The sequence below is a fragment of the Halomonas sp. IOP_6 genome (assembly GCF_021151565.1).
Taxonomy (GTDB): Bacteria; Pseudomonadota; Gammaproteobacteria; order Pseudomonadales; family Halomonadaceae; genus Vreelandella; species Vreelandella alkaliphila.
Genome location: NZ_JAIRBO010000001.1, coordinates 464,231 through 489,096, shown reverse-complemented (window position 1 = coordinate 489,096; position 24,866 = coordinate 464,231). Strand labels below are relative to the sequence as shown.

General features: G+C 53.0%; 24 protein-coding genes. 21 read left to right on the top strand and 3 right to left on the bottom strand.

Annotation, left to right across the window (positions count from 1 at the left end):
• Positions 1 to 21: 21 nt before the first annotated feature.
• Positions 22 to 3,576, bottom strand: coding sequence for a ribonuclease E (gene rne / locus K7H08_RS02300; RefSeq protein ID WP_231657102.1), 3,555 nt, complete (start codon positions 3,574 to 3,576; stop codon positions 22 to 24).
• 434 nt (positions 3,577 to 4,010) lie between these two features.
• On the opposite strand from rne, the gene K7H08_RS02295 reads away from it, so the two are divergent.
• From K7H08_RS02295 to sppA, 4 genes are all read left to right on the top strand, one after another.
• A complete protein-coding gene (locus K7H08_RS02295) occupies positions 4,011 to 4,151 on the top strand; it encodes a hypothetical protein (protein ID WP_167457118.1) in 141 nt (46 codons plus the stop codon).
• Between the two features lie 101 nt (positions 4,152 to 4,252).
• A complete protein-coding gene (locus tag K7H08_RS02290; protein WP_038485329.1) occupies positions 4,253 to 5,194 on the top strand; it encodes an RluA family pseudouridine synthase in 942 nt (313 codons plus the stop codon).
• 9 nt (positions 5,195 to 5,203) lie between these two features.
• Complete coding sequence (locus K7H08_RS02285; RefSeq protein ID WP_231657101.1) at positions 5,204 to 5,854, top strand: HAD-IA family hydrolase; 651 nt, start codon at positions 5,204 to 5,206, stop codon at positions 5,852 to 5,854.
• A 60-nt stretch (positions 5,855 to 5,914) separates the two neighbouring features.
• Positions 5,915 to 7,042, top strand: a complete 1,128-nt coding sequence (gene sppA, locus K7H08_RS02280; protein ID WP_231657100.1) for a signal peptide peptidase SppA — start codon at positions 5,915 to 5,917, stop codon at positions 7,040 to 7,042.
• Between the two features lie 3 nt (positions 7,043 to 7,045).
• Here the strand turns inward: sppA and K7H08_RS02275 are convergent, their stop codons facing one another.
• On the bottom strand, positions 7,046 to 7,648 hold the full coding sequence (locus K7H08_RS02275; RefSeq protein ID WP_120386780.1) for a Maf family protein: 603 nt from the start codon (positions 7,646 to 7,648) through the stop codon (positions 7,046 to 7,048).
• A 162-nt stretch (positions 7,649 to 7,810) separates the two neighbouring features.
• Here K7H08_RS02275 and K7H08_RS02270 point away from each other — a divergent pair, with 162 nt between their 5' ends.
• The 15 genes from K7H08_RS02270 (at position 7,811) to K7H08_RS02200 (ending at position 20,966) form a co-directional block, all read left to right on the top strand.
• The gene (locus tag K7H08_RS02270; RefSeq protein WP_038485316.1) at positions 7,811 to 8,359 is read left to right on the top strand and encodes a YceD family protein; all 549 of its coding nucleotides are present in this window, start codon (positions 7,811 to 7,813) and stop codon (positions 8,357 to 8,359) included.
• A 36-nt stretch (positions 8,360 to 8,395) separates the two neighbouring features.
• On the top strand, positions 8,396 to 8,566 hold the full coding sequence (gene rpmF / locus K7H08_RS02265) for a 50S ribosomal protein L32 (protein ID WP_009099300.1): 171 nt from the start codon (positions 8,396 to 8,398) through the stop codon (positions 8,564 to 8,566).
• A 42-nt stretch (positions 8,567 to 8,608) separates the two neighbouring features.
• On the top strand, positions 8,609 to 9,628 hold the full coding sequence (gene plsX / locus K7H08_RS02260; protein ID WP_198349112.1) for a phosphate acyltransferase PlsX: 1,020 nt from the start codon (positions 8,609 to 8,611) through the stop codon (positions 9,626 to 9,628).
• Positions 9,629 to 9,778: 150 nt separating this feature from the next.
• Positions 9,779 to 10,738 carry an ACP S-malonyltransferase gene (gene fabD, locus K7H08_RS02255; RefSeq protein ID WP_095603137.1) on the top strand — a complete coding sequence of 320 codons (960 nt, stop codon included), beginning with the start codon at positions 9,779 to 9,781 and terminating at the stop codon, positions 10,736 to 10,738.
• Between the two features lie 66 nt (positions 10,739 to 10,804).
• Positions 10,805 to 11,548 (top strand): 3-oxoacyl-ACP reductase FabG, encoded by a 744-nt coding sequence (gene fabG / locus K7H08_RS02250; protein ID WP_038485281.1) that lies wholly within the window; start codon positions 10,805 to 10,807, stop codon positions 11,546 to 11,548.
• Between the two features lie 124 nt (positions 11,549 to 11,672).
• Positions 11,673 to 11,906, top strand: coding sequence for an acyl carrier protein (gene acpP, locus K7H08_RS02245; RefSeq protein WP_008956801.1), 234 nt, complete (start codon positions 11,673 to 11,675; stop codon positions 11,904 to 11,906).
• 193 nt (positions 11,907 to 12,099) lie between these two features.
• Positions 12,100 to 13,338: a beta-ketoacyl-ACP synthase II gene (gene fabF / locus K7H08_RS02240; RefSeq protein ID WP_038485274.1), complete on the top strand. Its 1,239-nt coding sequence runs from the start codon at positions 12,100 to 12,102 to the stop codon at positions 13,336 to 13,338.
• Positions 13,339 to 13,344: 6 nt separating this feature from the next.
• Positions 13,345 to 14,151, top strand: a complete 807-nt coding sequence (pabC, locus tag K7H08_RS02235; RefSeq protein WP_038485272.1) for an aminodeoxychorismate lyase — start codon at positions 13,345 to 13,347, stop codon at positions 14,149 to 14,151.
• 30 nt (positions 14,152 to 14,181) lie between these two features.
• Positions 14,182 to 15,189 (top strand): endolytic transglycosylase MltG, encoded by a 1,008-nt coding sequence (mltG, locus tag K7H08_RS02230; RefSeq protein ID WP_038485269.1) that lies wholly within the window; start codon positions 14,182 to 14,184, stop codon positions 15,187 to 15,189.
• A 63-nt stretch (positions 15,190 to 15,252) separates the two neighbouring features.
• A complete protein-coding gene (gene tmk / locus K7H08_RS02225; protein ID WP_198349111.1) occupies positions 15,253 to 15,906 on the top strand; it encodes a dTMP kinase in 654 nt (217 codons plus the stop codon).
• Positions 15,897 to 16,880 (top strand): DNA polymerase III subunit delta', encoded by a 984-nt coding sequence (locus K7H08_RS02220; protein WP_198349110.1) that lies wholly within the window; start codon positions 15,897 to 15,899, stop codon positions 16,878 to 16,880. The genes tmk and K7H08_RS02220 overlap by 10 nt, the downstream gene beginning before the upstream one ends.
• A gap of 38 nt (positions 16,881 to 16,918) precedes the next feature.
• Entirely contained in the window at positions 16,919 to 17,254 is a 336-nt protein-coding gene (locus K7H08_RS02215; protein WP_095603132.1) for a PilZ domain-containing protein, read from the top strand.
• 76 nt (positions 17,255 to 17,330) lie between these two features.
• A complete protein-coding gene (locus K7H08_RS02210) occupies positions 17,331 to 18,164 on the top strand; it encodes a TatD family hydrolase (RefSeq protein WP_231657099.1) in 834 nt (277 codons plus the stop codon).
• Positions 18,165 to 18,195: 31 nt separating this feature from the next.
• Positions 18,196 to 18,762, top strand: coding sequence for a DUF1285 domain-containing protein (locus tag K7H08_RS02205; protein ID WP_198349109.1), 567 nt, complete (start codon positions 18,196 to 18,198; stop codon positions 18,760 to 18,762).
• Positions 18,759 to 20,966: an ATP-dependent helicase gene (locus tag K7H08_RS02200; RefSeq protein WP_231657098.1), complete on the top strand. Its 2,208-nt coding sequence runs from the start codon at positions 18,759 to 18,761 to the stop codon at positions 20,964 to 20,966. Before K7H08_RS02205 ends, K7H08_RS02200 begins: the two co-directional genes overlap by 4 nt.
• Before the next feature lie 34 nt (positions 20,967 to 21,000).
• On the opposite strand, the gene K7H08_RS02195 is transcribed toward K7H08_RS02200, so the two are convergent.
• A complete protein-coding gene (locus K7H08_RS02195; protein ID WP_231657097.1) occupies positions 21,001 to 22,665 on the bottom strand; it encodes an electron transfer flavoprotein-ubiquinone oxidoreductase in 1,665 nt (554 codons plus the stop codon).
• A gap of 423 nt (positions 22,666 to 23,088) precedes the next feature.
• Between K7H08_RS02195 and K7H08_RS02190 the strand changes: the two genes are divergently transcribed.
• Positions 23,089 to 23,838, top strand: coding sequence for an electron transfer flavoprotein subunit beta/FixA family protein (locus tag K7H08_RS02190; RefSeq protein ID WP_231657096.1), 750 nt, complete (start codon positions 23,089 to 23,091; stop codon positions 23,836 to 23,838).
• Between the two features lie 14 nt (positions 23,839 to 23,852).
• Positions 23,853 to 24,779, top strand: a complete 927-nt coding sequence (locus K7H08_RS02185; RefSeq protein ID WP_095603128.1) for an electron transfer flavoprotein subunit alpha/FixB family protein — start codon at positions 23,853 to 23,855, stop codon at positions 24,777 to 24,779.
• The last annotated feature ends 87 nt before the right edge of the window (positions 24,780 to 24,866 follow it).

The following is a 24,866-nucleotide window of genomic DNA, read 5'->3' as shown; positions in this document are numbered from 1 at the left end:
GCTAGTGTCGAGTGCTAGCGATCACTCATTAGTCGTGTTCTGTGCTTGTTTGCGCAGTTCACGAGGATCGTTATGAGCGCGACGACGGCGGCGACGTGGCTTAGGCGCCTCGTCTTGGGTAGAAGCAGCAGGCGCTTGCTTTGCTTCTTCAGATGTTGCTGTTTCAACGGTGGCTTCTGATGAAGGTGTTTGAGCCTCTTCATTAGTCGCCAATGTAGGCTGCTCTGTGCCTTCTTGAGCAGCAGCGCTGTCATTCGCGGTTTCTGAAGCAGCTTTTGAAACAGTTTCTGACGCAGCTGTCGTGTCTGAAGCAGGTGTGTTACTCACTGCGTCCTTGTCTAAAGAAGGTGCTTCCGGCTGTTCAGCAAACTCTGGTGAGCTTGCTTCAATGCTAGCTGCTACGCTTTGCGAGAGTGTCTGAGTGTTAGCGTCACTGTCAGCAGTCTCAGCAGTCTCAGCAGTCTCAGCAGTCTCAGCAGTCTCAGCAGTCTCAGCAGTCTCAGCAGTCTCAGCAGTCTCAGCAGTCTCAGCAGTCTCAGCAGTCTCAGCAGCTTTCGGCGCTTCTGCATGTGTGTTGGCGTCTGCGGATGTCTCTTGTGCCGTCTCCTGCGGTTCTTGAGACAATACAGGTTCCTGACGCACAAGTTCTTGAGACTCAGCAGCTTGAGATGCCGACTGCTGGGGCTTGTCAGTCTCTTTTGCAGTTTCTTCGCCACGTGAGCTTACTGATTCGCTGTTGGCGGTATCAAGCTCTTTCACGTTTGAACTACTCTCTTCCTCCAGCTCTACTCCCGCATCAGCTTTCACAACCTCAGACGAACCGCTAGCCGCCTCTTGGGGCGCTTCTTGAGCAGCAGTTGCGTCATCAGTTGGCTGTTGAGGTTTGGCCTCAGCGCTTTTCTCTACACGTTCCTCTGCTTCAGGTTCCGCTTTCTCTGCCGCTTGCTGAGGTTGGCGACGCTGGCGCGTAGCCTTGCGTGCTTTCTCCGCCTTTTCGGCAGGGCGCTCAGCCGTTGTTCCATCGGCAGCTGCTGATTCCTCTACAGCTGGTTCAGGCGCTTCAGTCACTGCTTCGGCAGTTGGTGCAGCTGTTGTACTGGCCCCATCTTGTAAAGAGGGGCTGGCCGGCGCTGCTTTACTGCTGTTCACTTCAACAGCAGGCGCTTCAACAGCAGGTGATTCAACAGCAGCCTCAGCAGAAGGAGCGTCTGCAGAGGGAGCTTCAGCCGCTGCGGCTTGCAGTTTCAGCTGTTCCGCTTCGGCTTGAGGATTAACGGCCTGTTTACGCGTGCGGTTGCGCGGATTGTTACGCGTGCGTTTCGGCTTGCCGTCATCCTGTTTGTCGTCCGTTTGTGATGCAGACTCACGGGTAGCTTCGTTTTTCGGCTTGGCATCACGTGGTTTGTCGCGACGATTTTCTGGTTGAGCAGTAGGTTTAGCCGCCTCATCTTTAGGTGACTCTTTAGCCGCTAGGTTTGTCTGCTGCTCTTTTTGACGACTGCTCTTTTGATCATTGTCCTGGAGCTTGGCATCGTCTTGCTGAGGGTGGCGTCGACGGTTGCGAGTACGACTAGGACCGCTACGTTTATCGTTAGCGTCGTCGTTATTATCAGCGTTGCGCGGTTGGCTAGGCTGCGGGTTACTCGGCTGTTGATTGCTCGATTGCTGCTGACTGCGTTGCTCGTTTCTGCTGGCACTTTCGCCACGTTCACGGGCAGGCTTTGGCTTGCTTTCGCTGCGCTGTGAGCGATTTTTGCTCGTTCTTTCAGGCTGCTTGCGGGCAACAGGAGCTTCCGGTTCAGGCTGGCTCGTGCTGGTATCTTCACCGCCTAGCAGTTTGGCGAAGCCTCTGATAAAGCGGCCAATCACACTGGGTTGCTCTTCAGTGGAGGGGGGAGTCGCTGTAACGGCTTTATCTGCTTTGGCAGCTCTCTCTGCCTTCTCTTCAGTCTGAAGAGAGGCGGGCGCTGGTGCGTTATGTACAACGCTTTTAACCGCTGCTTCAGCGCGCATGGCGGGCGGAGTGAAGCTAGGATCGGGTTCTTTACCTACTTCAGTATCAGTCGAAAGCTCGAAGCTGGATAGCGTCAGGCTTTCATCATCGTCTAGGTGGTCATCACGTAGTCGCTGAACGTCGTAATGCGGCGTATCCATTTCGGGATTCGGCAGTAGAACTACGCGTACGCCTTGACGTGATTCGATGTCTGCTAGAACGCTGCGCTTTTCATTCAGTAGGTAGGTCGCGACAGGTACTGGAAGAATGGCGCGGATTTGTGCGCTGCGCTCTTTCATAGCTTCTTCTTCAATCAGGCGCATGATAGAAAGCGAAAGCGAGCGAACATCGCGAATAGTGCCTTGGCCGTTACAGCGCGGACAAACAACGCCGCTGGTTTCGCCTAGCGAGGGGCGCAGCCGCTGACGTGACATTTCCATTAAGCCAAAGCGAGAAATCCGACCAATCTGAACGCGAGCACGATCCAGCTTCAGGGCATCGCGCATGCGATTTTCAACCTCGCGCTGATTGCGCGCAGGGCCCATATCGATAAAGTCGATAACGACGAGGCCACCGATATCACGCAGGCGCAACTGTCGAGCAATCTCATCGGCTGCTTCAGAGTTGGTTTGCAGCGCGGTTTCTTCAATATCGCTGCCACGTGTAGCCCGGGCAGAGTTGATATCAATAGAGACCAGCGCTTCGGTGTGATCGATAACAATGGAGCCACCAGAAGGAAGTTTTACTTCGCGCTGGTAAGCAGTTTCGATTTGCGACTCAATTTGGAAACGCGAGAAAAGCGGAACTTCATCGGCGTAGAGTTTAATTTTCTGCTGGTAAGAGGGCATTACCTGACGAATAAAGCCCAGTGCTTCTGCATGAATCTCGGGGCTGTCAATTAACACCTCGCCAATGTCTTGGCGTAGATAATCGCGCATGGCGCGGATAATGACATTAGACTCGCGGTAAATCAGGAATGGGGCTGAGCGCTTGCCAGCTTCAGTGGTAATGGACTCCCACACTTGGACGAGGTAATCCAAGTCCCACTGCAGCTCTTCTGGGCTACGGCCGATACCGGCGGTGCGAACGATCAGGCCCATTTTGTCTGGCACTGTCAGTTGGCCCATGGCATCTTTCAACTGGCTGCGGTCATCACCTTCAATGCGGCGTGAAATGCCGCCTGCACGGGGATTGTTCGGCATCAGAACGAGAAAACGGCCCGCTAAGCTGATAAAGGTAGTCAGTGCTGCCCCTTTATTGCCACGCTCTTCTTTATCAACTTGGACGATGACTTCCTGGCCCTCTTTCAGCACCTCTTTGATGCTGGGGCGACCAGACACATCTTTGATAAAATATTCGCGGGAAATTTCTTTTAGTGGCAGGAAACCGTGGCGTTCGGCGCCAAAATCAACAAAAGCGGCTTCAAGGGAAGGTTCTACCCGGGTGATTTTACCCCGGTAAATATTGGCTTTCTTCTGTTCTCGAGCGCCAGATTCGATGTCTAAATCGTAAAGGCGTTGCCCGTCTACCAGCGCAACCCGCAGCTCTTCTGGCTGGGTTGCGTTAATCAGCATCCGTTTCATATTGTCTCACATAGCATTGCGAGCCGACGAGCCGTCTGGGCGTGGCGTAGACGAATCGCTGGGTGCTGCGTGCTTGTGCTCGGCGCATTGCTATGCTGACGCATTAAGCCGGGAAGGCAATCATGCCGACCCGGCCGTAAGGGCGTTGAGTACGTGGCGGAGGCAGAACATGTTTCGGTGGCTGTCACGTCCATCCGGCTCTGCTGACACCGCCAACACCTGGCATTCATCGATTCGTCAACGCCGGTCATCGGCACAGCGTTGAACTTGGCGCCCCAAGTCAAGCGTCACCTTGTGACGAACAGGATAGGCTGCTTGGGGCGTGACGTTTGTTAATTCAATTGCCTGCCATTGCGGGCGAAGCAAAAGTGTCTCTGCCGTCAAAAAGCATGCGACAGAGTAACTGTATATCCAGTACGTAAGGCGTGTGGGTAATGCGTACACTACGCCATTTTGCCTGTGCTCTGGCCTGCGTGTTTGTCGGGCAGGCGCTTGGCAAGCGTGGTAGTACTCCCGTTACGACGTGTCTGTTTACGGGTAAGCCACACTTGGCCGCTGAACGTTTTGGAATATAACAGTAAAGACAACTACCAGCAATTGACGCAATGCGCATTGGTCTACGCTAGAATGCCGTTTTTAGCCTGTCGCTATTAGATCACACCAGGAGTGAGCGTTAATGTCCGAAGGGCGGGAAGTACAGTGGGTGGATATCGCCCCGGAACAAGCAGGTCAGCGAATCGATAATTTTCTGATGACGCGTTTAAAAGGTGCTCCTCGTGCATTGATTTATCGCATTGTGCGGAAAGGCGAAGTAAGGGTTAATAAAAAACGCGTCAAAGTAGATTATCGACTTCAAGCGGGTGATCTGGTGCGTGTGCCGCCGCTGCGATTAGCGCCGAGAGAAGCGGTTAAAGAGGTGAGTGACAACTTACGTGATTTATTAATTGGTAGCGTCATTATGGAAGGGCCCGATTGGATGGTGATTAACAAACCATCCGGATTGGCAGTCCATGGCGGAAGTGGCGTCAAAATTGGCCTCATTGAAGCGCTTCGGCAAGTGCGCGATGACCTTACTTTTTTAGAGCTTGTCCACCGATTGGATCGTGATACATCGGGCTGCTTACTGTTGGCAAAATCTCGTGATGCGCTCGTCACACTCAACGAATCGCTGAAAAAGCATGCAATGGACAAACGCTACTTAGCGTTAGTGAGTGGTCGTTGGCCTGCTCGGAAGAGCTATGTGAGTGCTCGCTTAGACCGCTTTGATGCGGGTAATGGTGAAAGGCGAGTGCGGGTAGATCCAAATGGCAAGGTTTCACGGACTCACTTTGCGGTAGTGGAAACCTTTGAAAAGGTCACGCTGATAGAGGCGGAGCCTGTGACAGGCCGCACCCACCAGATTCGTGTCCATGCGGCTCATGCTGGGCACGCCTTATTGGGTGACGATAAATACGGTACCCGCGAAAGTAATCATATGGCGCAGCGCCTTGGTTTGGGGCGTCTATTTCTTCATGCCCGTGCATTAACGTTTCCTGAGCCTGGCAATGGTCGACCCGTTACGGTGAAAGCACCGCTGCCTGAGGCATTGGAAGAAACGTTAAAACGCGCTCGTAAATAAGGAAGCGAAATGCGCTATGAGCTAATTATTTTTGATTGGGATGGCACATTGATGAACTCTGTGCCGAAAATTGTCGCCTGCATGCAGGCCGCTGCTTCTGATGCCGAGTGGAATGAGTTAGACGTCAGTGCTATCGAGAATATTATTGGCCTGGGCCTGCCTGAGGCGATAGCGACGTTATGTCCTGGTATTGAAGCGGTTCAGGCCGAGCGCTTGCGTCAACGCTATGCCTACCATTTCGTTCATGGTGATTCGACGCCCATGCCTTTTTTTGAAGGCGTTAAAGAGCAAGTTGCTCGTCTGCGTGAGCGTCCTTATCAGCGTTTGGCGGTGGCGACGGGGAAGAGTCGTCGTGGTCTAGATCGGGTTTTTACCGAAACAGCGTCAGGTGGTTGGTTTAATGCCAGTCGAACAGCAGATGAAACACGTTCTAAGCCTCATCCGCAGATGCTCCTTGAACTGCTCGAAGAGCTAAAAGTGCCCGTTGAGCGTGCTGTGATGGTGGGGGATACCGAGTATGACCTTGAGATGGCAAGGTCTATTAATATGGATCGTGTAGGCGTTACTTACGGTGTGCATGCCCCCACTCGGTTGGCGACTAGTCAGCCTGTGTGGCTGGCGGATGATGTAGATAGCCTGTTCGACTGGCTTCACGGTTAGCGGCGTTAGCAACCACTGTGGGTAGTGGTTGTACGATCAAGCGAACACTAGGAATCGTATATGAGTGATGAGCAGCAGCGCGATGGAAGCGGTGATGGTAGAGGCGCTCAGGCGGGTGATAATTTTCCTGGCCAGGAGAGTGGTGACCGTTGGACCGATGGACCGGAGGTTGTCCGGCAGGCCAAAAAGCAACCGCTACCGGGAGCGGAGAGTGATGATGCCGAAACACTGCGCGAGCGCCAGCGGTTAGCGCAGTTGGAGATGATGGACCGCTGGGTTGGCGGTGTTTTAACGGAACAGCGCAGAACCCGGCGCTGGAAGCTGTTCTTTCGTTTGATGTTGCTGGCGATTGTATTGATATCGTTAACAACAATGCTGTACCGCGTGTTTCTCGCTGAGCCAACGGCCTCATTGCCCACCGAGAGCCACATAGCACTGGTGGAAGTACATGGTGTGATTGCCAGTGATGCGCCAGCAAATGCTGAACGCATCATTAAGGGGTTGGATCGCGCATGGTCATCAGAGAGCGCTGCTGCTGTTGTGTTGCACATTGATAGTCCTGGTGGAAGCCCTGTGCAATCGCAGCGTATTTACGACGAAATTATGCGGCTGCGTGATCAGGGCGACAAGCCCATTATTGCCGTGATAGAGGATATTGGTGCGAGCGGCGCTTACTACGTTGCTTCTGCTGCCGATAGCATCGTGGCGTCCCGTGCAAGCTTAGTTGGCTCTATTGGTGTTATCTATGCTGGCTTTGGCTTTCAGGAAGCGATCAACCAGATTGGCGTAGAGCGTCGCGTAATGACTGCCGGTGAAAACAAAGCCTTTTTGGATCCTTTTCAGCCGCTTGATGAAGAGGCTGCTGATTTCTGGCAGGGTGTTCTGACTCAAACCCATGAGCAGTTTATAGACGATGTGAAGGCAGGGCGTGGTGATCGTTTGAGCAATAGCCCTGAGATTTTCTCAGGGCTTATCTGGAGCGGTGAGCAAGCGTTAGAGCTAGGTTTGATAGATGAGCTGGGCAGTCTTGAACAAGTCGCTCGTGAGCAGGTAGGCGATGCTGAATGGGAAAACTATACGCCTAGCTTAGACCCCTTCGAGCGTTTGACACGCCGCTTTACTCAAACAGCTGCTGAAGTGCTAGGGCTTCAGCATGCGCATGCTCCTTTGCGCTTTCAGGCTCAGTAACGACTAAGCGTCGCCGAGTGGGTTCATGCCTGCTTGGCGAAGCATGTCGCATAGTGCGATGAGTGGAAGCCCTATGAGTGCGTTTGGGTCTCGGCCTTCGAGTTTTTCAAACAAGCTAATCCCCAGTCCTTCCATGCGGAAGCTGCCAGCGCTGTCTAAAGGTTGCTCAAGGGCAACATACCGTGCAATTTCTTGCTGGCTCAGTGAGCGAAAGAACACCTCAAACGGCTCGATATGGACGTGATGCCGTTGGTGGCGGGTATCAACTAATGCTAAGCCTGTCAAGAAAGTCACTTTTTGGCCAGAAAAGCGTGCCAGATTCTCCCGAGCGCGCTCTTCCGTATGGGGTTTGCCTAGAATGTCGCCCTCAAACAGAGCTATTTGATCAGAGCCAATGATGCAATGGTTGGGGAAGCGCTCAGCAACGGCGTTGGCTTTGCTGAGCGCCAAACGGTGCACTAAGGCATTGGGCGTTTCATTAGGGTAGGGCGTTTCGTCGATGTCTGGAGAGCAGCATTGATAGGGCAGTAATAGCTTGTCCAGTAGCGCTTGGCGGAAGCGAGAGCTTGATGCAAGGACAAGTGGCGCGTTATTGGTTTGAGGCACAGTGTTCTCCTTAATAGGTCTGGTTGAGCATTAATCGGCGTTCAAGCGAGTGTAACGAAACCTTGTTAGCCTGCCTATTTACGTGGTTTTGGGAGATAATCTCGTAAGAATTGCACCGACAGCTTTGACAGCAGGGGGGCGAGTGCCTATCATTGCGCGCCTATGTTGACCTCACAAATCCCCAGCCGGGTTGAGCCTTATAAGCTTGCAGCCCGCCGCGAACGACTAGAAGGCATTGTGGCGCTGAACAAGCTGCCACGCCTAGCTGAAGAAGCAGGTGACCAAACCGGCGACTGTCATGTCGTACTCGAGTTTGGCGTTGATGCCCAAGGCCGTCGCGAAATTCGTGGCCATTTGCAAGCGACCCTGGCGTTGCCTTGTCGCCGTTGTCTAGTGCCGCTAAGCCAAGACGTTTCCAGTGATTTCTTATTAGGAATGATTGCAGACGAAGCTTTGGCTGCCGAGCTACCTGCTAGTCATGAGCCGGTGCTGGTGGAAAATGAACAGCTGGACTTGCTGACGGTAATAGAGGATGAACTTATCCTTAGCTTGCCGCAGGTGGTCTATCACGATGAGACCGAATGCCATGTCTCGGCGGAGCAGCTGGTCAGCAAGACCGAAGGCACGGCGGAAGACTCCGCTCCGGCCAAGAACCCTTTCGCAGTGCTTAATGCTTTGAAAAGCAGTGGCGCTTTGAAAGGCAAAAAGTAAGCATCACTTACCTTAATTACCTTGGAGTAAACACCCATGGCAGTTCAACAGAACCGTAAAACTCGTTCCAAGCGCGGTATGCGTCGTAGCCACGATGCGCTGAGCGCACCGACTCTGTCTCAGGACAAAGAAACCGGTACTACTCATCTGCGTCACCACGTTTCTCCCGACGGTTTCTATCGCGGTCGTAAAGTGGTCGAAGTTTAAGCCTTAGCGCTTTTATGAGCGGCAAAACAGGGTGGGTGCTGTGTGCGCCTAGCGATTGATGTAATGGGGGGTGACCAAGGCCCCCGTGCCATTATCGAAGGCTCCGCAAGGGCGGTTGTTGAACGCCCCGACTTAGCATTAACTCTGTTTGGTCCGCGTCAGCAGATTGATGCTGAACTTTCGCGTTTGCCGCAGCCTTTGGCTGCGGCAACGTCACGTTTGGTGGCAGCCGATGCTCCAGAAAGCGTTTCTCAAGCGGCAACTGCTGCCTGGGCAATGCGCCGCGGAGGCGCTACCAGCATGGCGTGTATGCTGCGTAGCCTGTCTTCAGGTGAAGCGGTTGCAGGCGTGAGTGCGGGAAATACCGGAGCTTTGGTCGCTTTAGCGAGGCGCGAACTTGGAATGTTGCCTGGTATCTCAAGGCCGGCAATCAGTACTGCAATCCCCGCGCGTGGAGGGCGACGCTGTTATTTGCTTGATTTAGGGGCAAATGTAGATTCGCCTGCATCCAGGCTGTTTGATTTTGCCATGATGGGTGCCGCCATGGCTCAGTGTATGGATCGCATTAGGCGGCCTCGTGTTGCCTTGTTGAATGTGGGTTCTGAAGCCACGAAAGGAAGTGCGAGTGTGCGCGAAGCGGATCGTTTGCTGCGTGAAAGTGCCAGCGATTTAAGCTTTGATTACCTTGGTTATGCCGAGGGTGGGGATATTTTTCAGGGTGATCTTGACGTCGTGGTTTGCGATGGCTTTGTTGGTAATGTCACGTTGAAAGCCAGTGAAGGCTTGACTCGTATGTTGGTGGAACGTGTACAAATGGCGTTTGAATCACGCCTGAGTGGGCGTTTGGCAAGTATACTGGCCAGGCCTGTACTGAAGAGGCTTAAGCGGGAGCTAGACCCTGTACGTTATAATGGGGCCAGCCTCTTGGGGTTGCAGGGTATTGTGGTGAAAAGCCACGGCAGCACCCAAGCGGATGGTTTTTATTATGCAATTCAGCGTGCATTGCAAGAAGTGGAGCATGATTTGCCTGTACGAATTGCAGCGCGCTGGTCGTGTTCTTGAGCGCTATCAGCGCAGTAGATAATAAGACGTTATATATTTTTGCGGGCTATTGGTGGTAGCAGGATGTGCCAAAAGCTGTTTTAGCAACGGCGCCAATAGCACGCTTATCGCTCAACTGAGCAAATGCCTACAAGAGCAAAGGTGAACGACATGTCTCAACCCCTTGCCCTCATTTTTCCCGGGCAAGGCTCTCAGCAACTTGGAATGTTGCGAGAGCTAGCCGAGCGCTACAGTGTGGTGGGAACTACATTTGAGGAAGCGTCAGACGCTCTGGGCTACGATTTGTGGAAAGTCGTCCAGGAAGGTCCAGAAGAAGCGTTGAATGCGACGGCATGCACTCAGCCGGCACTACTTGCCTCCAGCGTAGCTATCTGGCGTATCTGGCAAGAGTTGGAAGGGCCTCGCCCAAGTGTCATGGCCGGCCATAGTCTTGGTGAATATAGTGCTATGGTTTGCGCTGGAGTGATGGGGTTCGCTGAAGGCGTGCGCCTTGTTCGCCTGCGTGGTGAAGCCATGCAGGAAGCTGTCCCTGCAGGAGAAGGTGGCATGGCGGCGATCCTGGGGCTTGACGATAGCGCAGTTGAAGCGGCCTGTGCCCAAGCGGCTGAAGGAGAAGTGGTATCTGCCGTTAATTACAACTCGCCTGGGCAGGTTGTTATCGCAGGTGGCAAAAATGCCGTGGAGCGTGCTATCGCAGCCTGCCAGGAAGCGGGAGCCAAGCGAGCGCTTTCACTGCCGGTGTCAGTACCTTCCCATTGTGCGTTAATGCGGCCAGCTGCTGAGCGACTTTCCGAGGCTATGCAAAAAATTGAGCTGCGTGCCCCTCGTTATGCGGTTATCCAAAACGTCGATGCGCAAGCCCATGCTGATATTGAGACATTGCGTACGCGCTTAATCGAGCAGTTGTATCAGCCCGTTCGTTGGTCATCTTGCGTTGAAGCGATGGTCGAGCAAGGTGCTAATGTGTTCATTGAATGTGGGCCTGGTAAAGTGCTTACCGGATTGAATAAGCGCATTGTGCGTAGTGCCAAAGGGTTGGCGGTAAATGATCCTGATAGCCTGGATTCAGCCCTTGAGTTAGCACGTGAGGCGTCGGCGGGTGGTGCGTGAAAAATGGTGCGTGATAAGTCACTATTTTCCGCTACCCTTGCTTAGTTAGGTTGAAGGAAGAACGTTATGACTCAAGAACGAAGAGTTGCGCTAGTTACTGGTGCTAGCCGAGGTATTGGGCGAGCCATTGCCCATGAGCTTGGGCGTCAAGGACGTATTGTGGTGGGAACTGCCACTAGCGAATCGGGTGCTGAAAAAATTGATGCGGATCTAAAAGAGCATGGCATTGAAGGTGCAGGTATGTGCCTTAATGTTACTGATCAGCAGAGTATTGATCAGGTGCTCAAAACAATTGGCGAACGTTTTGGTGCGCCCACGATTTTGGTCAATAATGCCGGTATTACCCGTGACAATTTGTTAATGCGCATGAAAGAGGATGAGTGGGACTCCGTGATGGATACCAATCTCAAATCTGTTTATCGCGTTAGTAAGGCATGTCTGCGTGGTATGACAAAGGCGCGCTTTGGGCGTATCGTGTCGATAAGTTCTGTAGTGGCAACGATGGGTAACCTAGGCCAAACTAACTACGCCGCTGCCAAAGCAGGAATGGAAGGTTTTAGTCGTGCTTTAGCGCGTGAAGTCGCTTCCCGTGCTATTACGGTTAATGCGGTTGCGCCTGGGTTTATTGCAACGGATATGACAGAAGCGTTGCCTGAAGCGCAGCATGAAATGCTGCTTAAGCAAATTCCTCTTTCGCGTTTAGGCGGGCCTGAGGAAATTGCCGCTGCCGTTGGGTTTTTGACAAGTGATGCTGCAGGTTATATCACTGGCGAAACGCTACACGTTAACGGCGGCATGAATATGCGTTGATGGCCTTAGGTTTGGCGGTTGCGTCAGCTTAAGGGCGTCTATAAACTACCCCGCAGCTTTTGGCTTGCGGTTTCCAAATGGCTGGTTATCAAAAACGGCTAATGTGAACGACTGGAGTACGTTGATGAGTACTATTGAAGAGCGCGTTAAGAAAGTTGTGGCAGAGCGCCTGAACGTTAAAGAAGAAGATATCCAGAATAGCTCTTCTTTTACTGAAGACCTGGGTGCTGATTCTCTTGACACCGTTGAACTGGTGATGGCGCTTGAAGAGGAATTTGATACTGAAATTCCTGACGAAGAAGCTGAAAAAATCACCACGGTTCAAGAAGCTATCGACTACGTAAACGCCCATCAGTAAGGGTTGAGTCGAAGCAGTGAACCAGGGTGGGGTGCTTACCCACCCGTATGAAAAGCCGTCCTGAGTAGGGGCGGCTTTTTTGCTTTGTTGTCACAATGAATATAACGTTCAATCTCCGTTATACTAGTCACCGAATTTCTGCAGCAAATGACCCAGATGGGTCGTGTCACCATGGATGCCTGGAGGAAAGCTAATGGCGCGAAGAAGGGTAGTGGTAACTGGGTTAGGCCTGGTGACCCCAGTGGGTAACAGTGTTAATGAGTCGTGGGCAAATATTGTCGCCGGCAAAAGTGGCATAGCGCCGATTGAGCACTTTGATACAAGTGGCTTCAACACGCGTTTTGGAGGATCGGTTAAAAATTTCGATATTAGCCCCTATCTGAACCCTAAAGACGCACGCAAGATGGATTTGTTTATCCAGTACGGCATGGCGGCAGGAGCCCAGGCCGTTCAGGACTCGGGGCTTGAATGTACCGAAGAGAATGCTGAGCGCATTGGGGTGGCTATTGGTTCAGGCATTGGTGGTTTGCCGATGATTGAACATAACCATAATGCGCTGAATAAGGGTGGCGCACGCCGCGTCTCGCCGTTTTTTGTGCCAGGTTCAATCATTAATATGATTTCTGGCAACATGGCGATTCAGCACGGCTTCAAAGGCCCGAATATCGCGATTACCACAGCGTGTACAACGGGTACCCATAATATTGGCTACAGTGCTCGCACGATTGCATACGGCGATGCCGATGTAATGATCTGTGGCGGTGCGGAAATGGCCACTACCCCATTAGGGTTGGGCGGGTTTTCGGCCGCGCGAGCGCTCTCTACTCGCAATGAAGACCCTCAGGCGGCGAGTCGCCCGTGGGATACTGATCGTGACGGCTTTGTGCTGTCAGACGGTGCGGGTGTGCTTGTTTTGGAAGAGTACGAGCACGCTAAAGCGCGTGGTGCCAACATCTACGCAGAGCTTGCAGGCTTTGGTATGAGTGATGATGCCTATCATATGACGGCGCCGCCGGAAGATGGGCGTGGTGCTGCACTTTCCATGAGCAATGCCATTAAAGATGCGCGTATTGATCCAGCGGATGTGCATTATATTAACGCGCATGGCACGTCTACCGCAGCGGGTGACTTAGCAGAAAGCCGGGCGATTGAAAAAGTGCTTGGTAGCGCAGCTCAGCAGGTTGCCGTGAGCTCTACCAAATCAATGATTGGCCACCTGTTAGGTGCTGCAGGAGCGGTTGAAGCGGTGTTTAGTATTCTGGCTATTCGAGACCAGATTGCGCCGCCGACCATTAACCTGGATAACCCACAGGAAGGCTGTAATCTTGATTACGTACCGCACACCGCGCGGAAGATGCCCATTGAAATAGCGCTCTCAAACTCGTTTGGGTTTGGTGGTACCAACGGTTCACTGCTGTTTAAAAAGGTATAACACGCAATGCCAATGCCCCAGGTGCCGTTTGACGACCGAGGGCTTGCGTATGGTGACGGAGTATTTGAAACAGTGCTGCTGCGCGCTGGTGTCCCTGTGTTATGGGATTATCATTACGCACGCTTACTGCTGGGCTGTCAGCGTTTGAATATTCCGTTGCCCTCCATGGAGCAGCTGGTCGCCACCTGGCAATCTCCGTCTCGCGCCGAGCTTGAAATACTCAAACTAATCCTAACCCGAGGAAGCGGTGGGAGAGGGTATGCAACGCCGGATAGCTCTCAACCTCGCTTGCTTAGCCGTAGAACGCCTTTTGTGGTAAATGCTGACCGTTGGCATGAGGGAGTTAACGTACGGATTTGTCAGTTGCGTTTGGGGCATCAGCCGCTTTTAGCAGGCATTAAACACCTTAATCGATTGGAAAATGTACTCGCGCGCCAGGAGTGGAGTGATCCCGACATCGCGGAGGGGTTGCTTGGAGATGCTGATGGCTGGCTGGTGGAAGCCACCAGTATGAATGTCTTTTGGCAGCAAGCAGGAGTGCTCTTCACACCGCCATTATCGCAGTGCGGCGTGGCGGGTACGCTGCGAGCGGCATTATTGGATCATGGCGTGGTACAGGAAGCCCCTATTGCGCTGAACGCTATCCATGAAGTTGAGCGTCTTTGGGTAGCTAACTCGGTACAAGGTGTGTGGCCAGTGAATAAGCTGTTAAGTGAAACAGGTGAAGTTCTGCAGTCCTGGTCGCTGACAGGCCAAGATAGGCTGCAAGCAATAGGCCATGACTTACTTGGCTATTCGCCGACATCCCGTTAGGCAGAATTTTATCAACATTATTGAGGTGTCATGGTGAAACGGTTTTTAGCTGCCGTAGGTGTCGTGGTCGTGGTTGGATTCGCAGCCGTTGTGGGCGGCTATGCTTACTGGCAGCAGCGCTTATCGGCACCTGTCACACTTGAGGAGCCCGCGCTTTACCAGGTTCCTGCGGGTGCTGGGTTCAATCAGGTCGTTCGAGAGCTGGAAAGCCAGGGTTTTATTGAAGATGCTTGGGCATTTCAATTATTGGCGCGTGTTGAACCTGAGCGTGTACCACGCTTACGGGTGGGGGAGTATCAGCTAACCCCAGGCATGAGCGGTCTTGAACTGATTGCTCTATTGGGGAGCAATAACGTTGTCACTTATCCTTTAACGATTCCCGAAGGCTGGACGTTCCGCCAGATGCGCGAGCTGTTGGACAGTGCGCCAAAACTTGAGAATCGGACGGCAGAGTTAAGTGACGACGAAATTATGTCGTTGCTGGATCGAGAGGGGACTTTTCCTGAAGGCTGGTTTTTCCCTGATACCTACCGCTACCACCTGGGTATGAGTGACGTTGATATTCTACGTCAGGCGCTTTCCCGCATGGAGCAGATTCTAGCAGAAGTCTGGGACGGGCGTGATGATGACCTGACCATCGACACACCTTACGAAGCGCTCATTATGGCATCGCTCATTGAGCGTGAAACAGGCGCGCCGGAAGAGCGTCGGGAGATTGCAGGCGTCTTTAAACGTCGTATGGAGAAGGGGATGCGCTTGCAGACAGATCCCACCGTCATTTATGGCATGGGCGAGCGCTATGAAGGGAGGATTACGCGTGCGGATTTACGTGAGGCGACTCCCTATAACACTTATGTGATTGACGGTATGCCACCAACGCCGATTGCCTTACCCGGGCGTGCCTCCCTTGAGGCGGCTGTGAGTCCGCTACCTGGAGAAACGCTTTACTTCGTCTCGCGCGGTGATGGTACCCACCATTTTTCACGTACGTTACGTGAGCACAATAATGCGGTTAATCGCTATATTCGTAATCGCTAATTAGGTTGAGTCATTGTTTAACTGCGATGTGTTTTTTTCGAATTTACTGAGTAAGGGGCTTCAATGAGCAAGCGCGGACGCTTCATCACCCTTGAAGGTGGTGAGGGAGTCGGAAAATCTACTAACGTGGCGTTTGTAGAGACATGGCTACAAGAGCGCGGGATAGAGGTTGTGCGAACCCGTGAGCCCGGGGGGACGCCACGCGCTGAAGCGATTCGAGGATTGCTGCTTGATCCCTCTTTCGATGAGCCCTTGCACAGCGATGCCGAATTGCTATTAATGTTTGCCGCGCGAGCCCAGCATCTAGCGCAAAAAATAGTGCCAGCCCTTGAACGCGGTGCTTGGGTGATCTGTGATCGTTTTACCGACGCTACCTTTGCTTACCAAGGTGGTGGCCGCGGTATTGCGATAGATCGGATTGCGCAACTGGAACAGTTCGTGCAAAAAGGTCTCTCCCCAGATCTAACCCTGTTACTCGATATGTCACCTGAGGCTGCGAAAGAGCGTCTTGAAGGGCGTTTAAGAGACCAGCAAACGCAGCGTGATCGCTTTGAACAAGAGCAAGTAACCTTTTTCGAAGCAGTGCGGCGGGCTTACTTAGAGCGTGCCGCTGCCGCCCCCCAGCGTTTTGCCATTGTTGATGCGGGGCAAGCGCTTGATCAAGTCCAGGCGTCTCTAGCTCAAGCGCTAGAAGAGCGAGTGGCTATATGGCAATAGCGGGAGTGCTGCCTTGGCATCAGTCTACGTGGCAGCAGTTGATTCGTCTCACCAATGAAGGACGACTGCCGCATGCACTGTTAATCAGCGGTGCTCACGGAGTTGGCAAGCAGCAGTTGGCGGAAGCGTTGATTGCTCGAACGTTATGCGCCCAGCCTGGCGAGCTAGCCTGCGGCCACTGTCATAGCTGTGCCATGCTGGCTTCGGGCTACCACCCCGACTTGATGCGCATTTCTCCCGAAGAGGGTAAGCGTCAGATTCGCATTGACCCCATACGTGATGTAAACCGCTTTGTTTCGCAAACCGCGCAGCAGGGGGGGTATCGTGTGATCGTGATCTCTCCTGCGGAAGCAATGAATATTGCAGCGGCAAACGCACTGCTCAAAAGCCTTGAAGAGCCCGGCGATAAAACGCTATTTATTCTGCTGTCAGACGTGCCTTCGCGCACGCTACCCACGATTCGTTCCCGCTGTCAGCAGTGGCCATTAGCCAGTGTCCCCTTTGAGGATTGCCAAGGCTGGTTGACTGAAAAACTTGGCAGCGACGAAGCACATTTTTGGTGGCGAGTGTCGGGTGGTTTGCCGCTGCTGGCAGTGGAATTAGCAACGCCAGAGGAGCGCGCACTTCGCCATCAAATTCATGACAGTTTCGAGCAGTTAGTGCGTGGTGCTGAGCCTGTTTCAGAAGCTGCCAGGCTTGATCGTCAGGCCATTGATGCCATCTTGTGGTACGGTATTGCTTGGCTTGAAGACCTGATCCGGCTGGGCTTGTCTGGCGAAACTACGGTGCTGCATAACCCTGATTTAGAGCCGTTATACCGTCAAGCGATGAAAAATGGACGGGTGCAGGATTGGTTCCGATTACTGGATTATGCTCGAGAGCAGCGCCGTTTATTCGCAGTCGGCGCTAACCCGAACCCTCAGCTAGTGCTTGAAGCGTGGCTGGTACGCTGGTCGGCGCTGTTACGCTCCTAGGGCTGTTGCTAAATAGGGTTGTTGCCAAGGAGGCTGTTATGACGGTTCAAAAAGCACTTTCTTTGACAATGCCGGATATACCGACGTTACTTTCCGCGTATATGCCTTTTCTAGATAGAGGCGGTATTTTTGTCCCGACTAAAGCGCTTTATCGACTTGGGCAGCAGGTCTATCTATTGCTGACCCTGCCAGGAGAGAGTGAACGTCTTTCTATCTCCGGCCATGTTGTTTGGGTTTCTCCTGAGGGCGTGAGTGGACAGCGAATGCCAGGTATTGGGGTACATTTCAGCCAGCAGGACTACTCAGTACGTGATCGCATTGAAACGTTGTTGGCTGGCCAATTAGATAAAGCACCTCCGTCCTTTACGCTTTGATAGCCGCGAGTTAGCACCGCAATAACACTGAACAAAGCCTGCCCTTCACCTGTTTACGAGAATTTAAGAGAGCTGCATGTTTGTTGATTCCCACTGCCATTTAGACCGTTTATCTGAGCTAACCCACGACGGCGATATTGCCGCAACGCTGGCGGCTGCTCGTGCTGCTAATGTGAACCAGTTCTTGGCTGTTGCGGTGACGCTTGAGGAGATGCCGGGGTTGGCGGCAATCGCTCGTGAGCACCACGACGTGGTTATTTCGGCGGGACTGCATCCACTTCATCAGGCTCCGAAAGAGCCAAGCGTTAGCGATATTGTTGATGCTGCTGAACAGTACGGTGCCGTCGCCATCGGTGAAACAGGGCTGGATTACCACTATCAGGACAGCGTGCCTGTAGAGGTTCAGAGCGAGCGGTTTAAGCGCCATTTAATTGCGGCCAATGAGCTAGAGCTGCCGGTAATTATTCATACCCGTGAAGCGAAAGAAGACACGTTAGCGTTGCTACGTGAGCACACTAATCCGGAGGTAGGCGGCGTATTACACTGCTTTACTGAAGATTTAGACATGGCGCGTGAAGCTGTGCGGCTTGGGTTCTATATCTCGCTATCGGGTATTATTACCTTCCGTAATGCTGCGTCGCTTAGAGAGCTGGCCAGAAAACTGCCGCTTGATCGGCTGCTGATTGAAACCGATAGCCCTTATTTGGCGCCTGTTCCTTATCGTGGAAAACCCAACGAACCTGCTTGGGTGGTTGAGGTGGCAGAGTGTATCGCTAAAGAACGAGGGATCAGCGTTGATGAAGTGGCGATGCAAACCACCGCCAATTTTTATCATCTGTTCCGCGCTGCCGTACCCGATGCACCTGGTAACGTAAAGGAAGCGTTGGCGCAGTCCGGTTTAGTGGTATAAGTGGCTGTAAGCACAGCCTGGGAGGTAAGCGATGAATATTGATCGGCTTATGCAGCAATTTAACGGTTCGGCGACGATTCCCCCCGTTGATCAGTGGCAGCCAGCACTTAGTGGCGATATTGATATCGTTATTCAGGCTGATGGCACGTGGCTGCATGAAGGAAAGCCGTTTGAGCGCCTTGCCATACCACGGTTGTTAGCGAGCCTATTACGACGCGATGCCGATGGCTATTGCCTGGTAACGCCTGTTGAACGTTGGCGTGTCACCGTGGTTGACTGCCCGTTCGTGGCGGTAGAAGCAGATTTTCACGATGATGCCTGGTGGCTGACGACCCAGTTCGATGACGTTGTTCGTGTGGATGCAGAGCACCCGCTTCGTCTCTCCAAAACGCCTGAGGGTGTCCTTGCTCCTGAGTGTGCCGTGCGCTTTGGGCTAGCGGCTCGCTTGCATCGCAATGTGTATTATCGATTGGTCGAGCAGGCCACGCTGAGCGAAGCAGACGACGGCGAATGCCAATGCCGACTCTACAGCGCAGGATCTTGGTATGTCTTAGGTCAGTTTAATGCCAATGATGCGATGCCAGGCGAGGTGACGTGAAGTTAACCGCTGAACAGCAAGCCGTTGTCCATCATCGCGAGGGGCATGCCCGCGTAGCGGCTGTCGCGGGGGCGGGTAAGACCACTACCATGGCGGCAAGGGTGCTCCACCTATTGGCGTCTGGTGTGTCGCCGAAGCGTATGCTGGTGCTGATGTTTAACCGCTCAGCTCGAGACGATTTTCAACGTCGCCTGATCAGCATGGCGCCTCAAGGGCAGCCATTGCCAGATGTGCGTACCTTTCACTCCCTTGGTCATCGGTTGACGCAGAGTCTGTGTCGCTGGGGGGCGCTTGCGCCGAGACGCCTGCTGTCTGCTGATTGGCAGCTAGAGCGCCTGTTACGTCAGGCGAGCCTGAATGTGCTTCACGATGCCGTTGAGCGTCGCGATGCGGCTATCGAAGGTGACCGATTAGAAGCGCTTGCTCACTTCTGTGGGCTGGTAAAAGCGGAAATGCTATCGGCTGATGTACTTTACAAGCGTCTTAATTACGAGCCGGATACTGACTACTTTCCCAGAGCATTTGATGAAGCTGAACGGTTGTTGCACGTTGAAGGCGTCATGACCTACGCTGACTTGCTCTATCGACCCCTGCAAGTGTTAGAAGCTGAACAGACCTTGCGCAGTCGTGTGGAAGGTTTTCTTGATCATGTGATCATTGATGAATATCAGGATATTAATACGGCCCAGCAGCGGTTGCTGGCGGTATTGGCGGGCTCCAGCGCCAATGTGATGGCGGTAGGTGATGCGAATCAGTGCATCTACGAATGGCGGGGCGCACGCCCTGACACCATGCTGGAGAACTTTACCGCCACGTTTGGCAGCGCCACAGACTACCCGCTCTCTATCACGTTTCGTCATGGCCACGCGCTGGCGCTGACCGCTAACCATGCCATCATGGCTAATCAGCGCCGACCAGACCAGCTCTGTTTAGCGGATGCTAATAATCCTGAGACCCATATATCTGTCGGCCAGGGCAGCCGACTGCTGCTCGATGCCTTAGTTGATTGGCAAGCGCAGGGGCGCGCGTTGAGCGATGTTAGTCTGCTGGTGCGTAGTTGGGCACTGTCGGTGCCTTTTCAGTTGGCGTTACTGCAGGCGGGTATTCCATTTCGTCTTCAACGAGAAGACCGTTTCGTTTTCCGACTCCCTCTCGTGCAGGCATTGGCTGGCTATTTGAAACTGTCTCGCCAGCCAGAGCTGCTGCACGACCCAGAGCAACTCTTGCTTTTGCTCTCTCAGCCAACGCCTTTTGTTGCCCGTGAGCGGCTTCAGCAGCTCGCTTATCAGCTGGCCAGCACCCAGCGCTGGCCTGAACGCCACGAGCCGGTACTAACCTCTCTAAAGCCGCTGCAGCGCCGCACGCTCAAAAAACGCTGGGCGCTGCTATGTGAGCTGCCCAAATTAAGTGGTTGGCCGCCTGCAAGGCTGCTGAGTCATGTGGTGGAAACGATCGAAGCGGAAAAAACCTTAAAGCGAGCAGCGGCAAGACGCGATAAGGGCGAAGAGGACGTTCGTCTATTGGATGTGCTTATCGAGCAAGCCGATAGCGTGAAAGATCCAGATGCGTTTATCGAACTGCTCGAACGTCCAGTAGAGAACCAAGCTGGCGGTGTTCTGATTAGCACGGTTCACGGAGCGAAAGGTCTGGAGTGGCCGTTGGTCGCCGTTGCTGGAGTGAACGAAGAGGACTTTCCGCACTACAGTCGCGACAATCCGCTCAATGACGAGAGGCTAGAAGAAGAGCGACGGCTGTTTTACGTAGCGATTACGCGGGCTCAAGAGCAGCTGCTGGTGTTGCACGATGGTGGTGTTCATCGGCCTAGTCGCTTTATTGCAGAGAGCGCTTGGCAGGATAGTTTGCGGGTGGCGTCATGTTTGTCGCGTCAAGAGGCGCCCGCCACGGCTGTGCAGGTAACATCGCCAAGTTTGGTGAAGCGCTATCTTGAGCGGTTAGGGCGAACGGATATTGAGCTGGCAGCGCCGCAAGTCAATGAGGCAGCGGCAGGTTATCGGGCTGATGCACACTTTTACCCTGGGCAACGCTTGATACATGCCGTGTTTGGGGAAGGGGAGGTAGCCTCGGTGGAAGGTAACCCCTCCGATCCTGTTATCGATGTGCGCTTTGCACAGGCGGGTCGGCGTCGTCTTATTGCTCGACGTGCGCCGATTGAGTGCTTAGAGCCACCGGCGCAGCCAGCGTAACTGGCCGCGCCGTATGACCCTCTAGTAGTGCGAATTACATATTGGGGTAGTTAGGCCCGCCGCCGCCTTCTGGTGCTACCCAGGTGATATTTTGGGCAGGGTCTTTAATGTCGCAGGTTTTGCAGTGCACGCAGTTCTGGAAGTTGATCTGGAAGCGTGGCTTGCCTTGATCATCTTCCACTACTTCATAAACTCCCGCAGGGCAGTAGCGTTGGGCCGGTTCTGCATAGGTTGGCAGGTTGTCGCGAATCGGCAGTTCTGGGTCTGCTAGGCGCAGATGACAGGGCTGGTCTTCTTCGTGGTTGGTGTTGGACAAAAAGACGGAAGTCGATTTATCAAACGACAATTTGCCATCGGGCTTCGGATAAGTGATTTTTTCGAACTCAGCAGCAGGCTTCAGCGCGCCGTGGTCGGTGGTGGTGTCATGAACATTGGGTAGCTTATTGCCCAGCAGTTGATTGGCGAAGTTGTAAGCACCGCCGCCTACCGTGCCATATTTATGGATAGCAGGGCCAAAGCTTGCGCTCTCTTTCAGCTCTTCATAGGCCCAGCTGGCTTGCCATTTCTCAGTGAAGCTACTTAGTTCCTGAGCACCTTCATCGCCCCCCTTAATGGCTTCAAAGACGCTTTCTGCAGCGACCATGCCAGATTTCATCGCCGTGTGCAGGCCTTTGATTTTGGCAAAGTTCAGCGTGCCCGCATCGCAGCCAATCAATAGACCACCCGGGAAAGTCATTTTCGGTAGGCAATTAAAACCGCCTTTCGTAATGGCGCGCGCACCATAAGCAACCCGTTTGCCGCCTTCTAAATATTGGCTAAGCACTGGGTGATGCTTCATGCGCTGGAATTCATCAAAAGGTGACAGCCAAGGGTTCTTATAACCAAGATCCATAATGAGGCCAACGACGACCTGCTGGTTTTCTGCGTGGTAAAGGAACCAGCCGCCGTGAGTGTCTTTCTCAAGCGGCCAGCCCGAGCCGTGAAGCACAAGCCCAGGTTCATGTTTGTCGGCGGGAACATCCCACAGTTCTTTCAAGCCAATCCCATAGTGTTGTGGGTCACGACCAGCATCTAGTGAGAACTCTTTGATTAACCGTTTACCCAAGTGGCCGCGGGCACCTTCGGCAAATAGCGTGTATTTCGCGCGCAGTTCCATGCCTGGCATATGGCCATCTTTGGGAGTGCCATCTGCGCTAACACCCATGTCACCAATGAGGATGCCGCGTACTGCACTATCTTCGATAATTACGTCCTGGGCAGCAAAACCAGGGAATATTTCCACCCCAAGGGACTCGGCTTGCTCTGCCAACCAGCGGCATAGGTTGCCTGCGCTAATCACATAGCGGGTAAGCTCGCCGCCAGTGTTATGCATGCTTTTTGGCACTAGCGCATTAGGGATTTTTTGCGCTTTTTGAGCATCTTTTAATAGATAAACATCGTCACGAACGGCAGGTGTGTTAAGCGGTGCGCCGCGCTCTTCCCAATCAGGAAATAGTTCTGCCAGTGCGCGGGGCTCAAAGACAGCACCGGAAAGAATATGGGCGCCGACTTCGGAGCCTTTTTCTACTACACAAACCGTCAACTCTTGTTCCGCTTGATTTGCCTGTTGCATTAGGCGGCAAGCGGAAGCTAGGCCAGAGGGGCCAGCCCCGACAATGACTACATCGAAGTCCATGACATCGCGTTCAACATTTTCCACCCGGCTTCTCCTTATTCTCATAAGAGCCATTATTTACAAAAACTAGCCTGTACAAACGTCAAATGAGCGTTATGAGAACTAGCTTATAAAAAGATGGCCTTAATTTTAAACGGTCGTTTGCTTCTGGTTATGCTCCATGATAGGCATAATACCCCTGTAAGGTCACCCCTACGATGGCAAAAGCACCATTTATCCATGGAGTTTACATCGCTGCTACGACCAAGGCCGTAGTTAATCGGTGTTGTCGCTAGTCACTAGGTTGTGGCAAATTGATAGGGTTTTTCATTTACAGACCTATCAAACGCTTGCATGAATTTTTTTAAGGTGTCGTTTTAAATACACGTCGCCCCTATTTTAGAAGCATCAGTTGGTACGGTGCTGAGACAAGCTAACGGCTTCCATCACAAGCCAAGCGAGGGATCTATGAAAGTACTCGTCGCGGTTAAACGCGTCATCGACTATAACGTCAAAATCCGTGTGAAAGCGGACAACTCTGACGTTGATCTTACCAACGTCAAAATGGCGATGAACCCCTTCTGCGAAATTGCCGTAGAAGAAGCGGTGCGCCTCAAAGAGAAGGGTGTTGCGACAGAAGTCGTGGCTGTTACCGTTGGTCCCAAGGCGGCTCAAGAGCAGTTGCGCACCGCGCTAGCGCTTGGGGCAGACCGTGCTATTCATATTGAAACCGACGAGCGCGTTGAGTCGCTTGCGGTAGCCAAGTTGCTTTCTAAGGTTGTTGACGAAGAGCAGCCTGGTTTAGTGATTCTCGGTAAGCAAGCCATCGATACCGACAACAATCAAACGGGGCAAATGCTGGCCGCGTTGACCAATCTACCCCAAGGTACTTTTGCCTCTGAGGTTGCTGTTGACGGTGACAAGGTCAACGTCACTCGCGAAATCGATGGTGGTCTGCAAACCGTAGCGCTTTCGCTGCCCGCTATCGTTACCACCGATTTGCGTTTGAATGAGCCGCGTTACGCGAAGCTGCCCGACATCATGAAGGCTAAGAAGAAGCCGCTGGATACCAAAACGCCCGCTGATTACGGGGTTGAAGTGGCCTCCAAGGTTAGCCTGCTCAAAGTGGAGTCACCGGCAGAGCGCAAAGGTGGTGTTAAAGTCGCCTCGGTAGATGAATTGATCGACAAACTGAAAAACGAAGCCAAAGTGCTTTAATAGGAGCTGATCTCATGAGCATTCTGGTACTTGCCGACCTTCATGAAGGTCAGTTAGCGGGCGCAACCGCTCACGTAGTTGCTGCTGCCAAGGCGATTGGTGGTGACATTGACGTCTTGGTAGCTGGTGAAGGCGTTCAAGCGGCGGCTGATGCTGCTGCAAAACTTGAAGGCGTCAATAAAGTTCGCGTTGCCGATAACGCTGTTTACGCCCATCAGCTTGCCGAGCCAATGGGCGCGCTATTGGTTGAATTGGCTGGCGACTATACCCACGTGTTGGCTAGCGCCTCTACCACCGGCAAAAACGTACTGCCGCGTTTGGCTGCCTTAAAAGATGTTAGCCAGCTGTCCGACGTGATTGGCGTTGAAAGTGCTGACACTTTCCTGCGTCCCATCTATGCGGGCAACGCCATCGCCACAGTAAAAAGCGACGACGCACTGAAAGTGATGACCGTGCGTACCACTGCGTTTGATGCGGTCGAGAGCACGGGTAGCGCCTCTGTAGAAGCGGTAGAAGTAGTGGTCGAAAATGGTCAGTCTAGCTTTGTTAAGCAAGAGCTGGCGCAATCCGACCGTCCGGAACTTGGCGGTGCCAAAGTAGTGGTGTCTGGTGGTCGTGGTATGGGCAACGGCGAAAACTTTAAGCTGCTTGACGGCATTGCTGACAAGCTGGGTGCTGCCATTGGTGCATCTCGAGCGGCCGTAGACGCTGGGTTTGTGCCCAATGATATGCAGGTTGGCCAAACCGGTAAGATTGTGGCCCCTGAGCTGTATATTGCTGTGGGTATTTCTGGTGCTATTCAGCACTTGGCGGGCATGAAAGACTCTAAAGTCATTGTTGCGATCAACAAAGACGAAGAAGCGCCCATTTTCCAAGTCGCCGATTACGGCTTGGTGGGTGATCTCTTCGAGGTCCTGCCGGAGCTTGAAAGCAAGCTATAAGCCACTGAATCTAAACTGGCTAAAAGCCGACTTCATCAGAAGTCGGCTTTTTTATTGGCGATGAATTCGATAAACTGCCAATAGTTG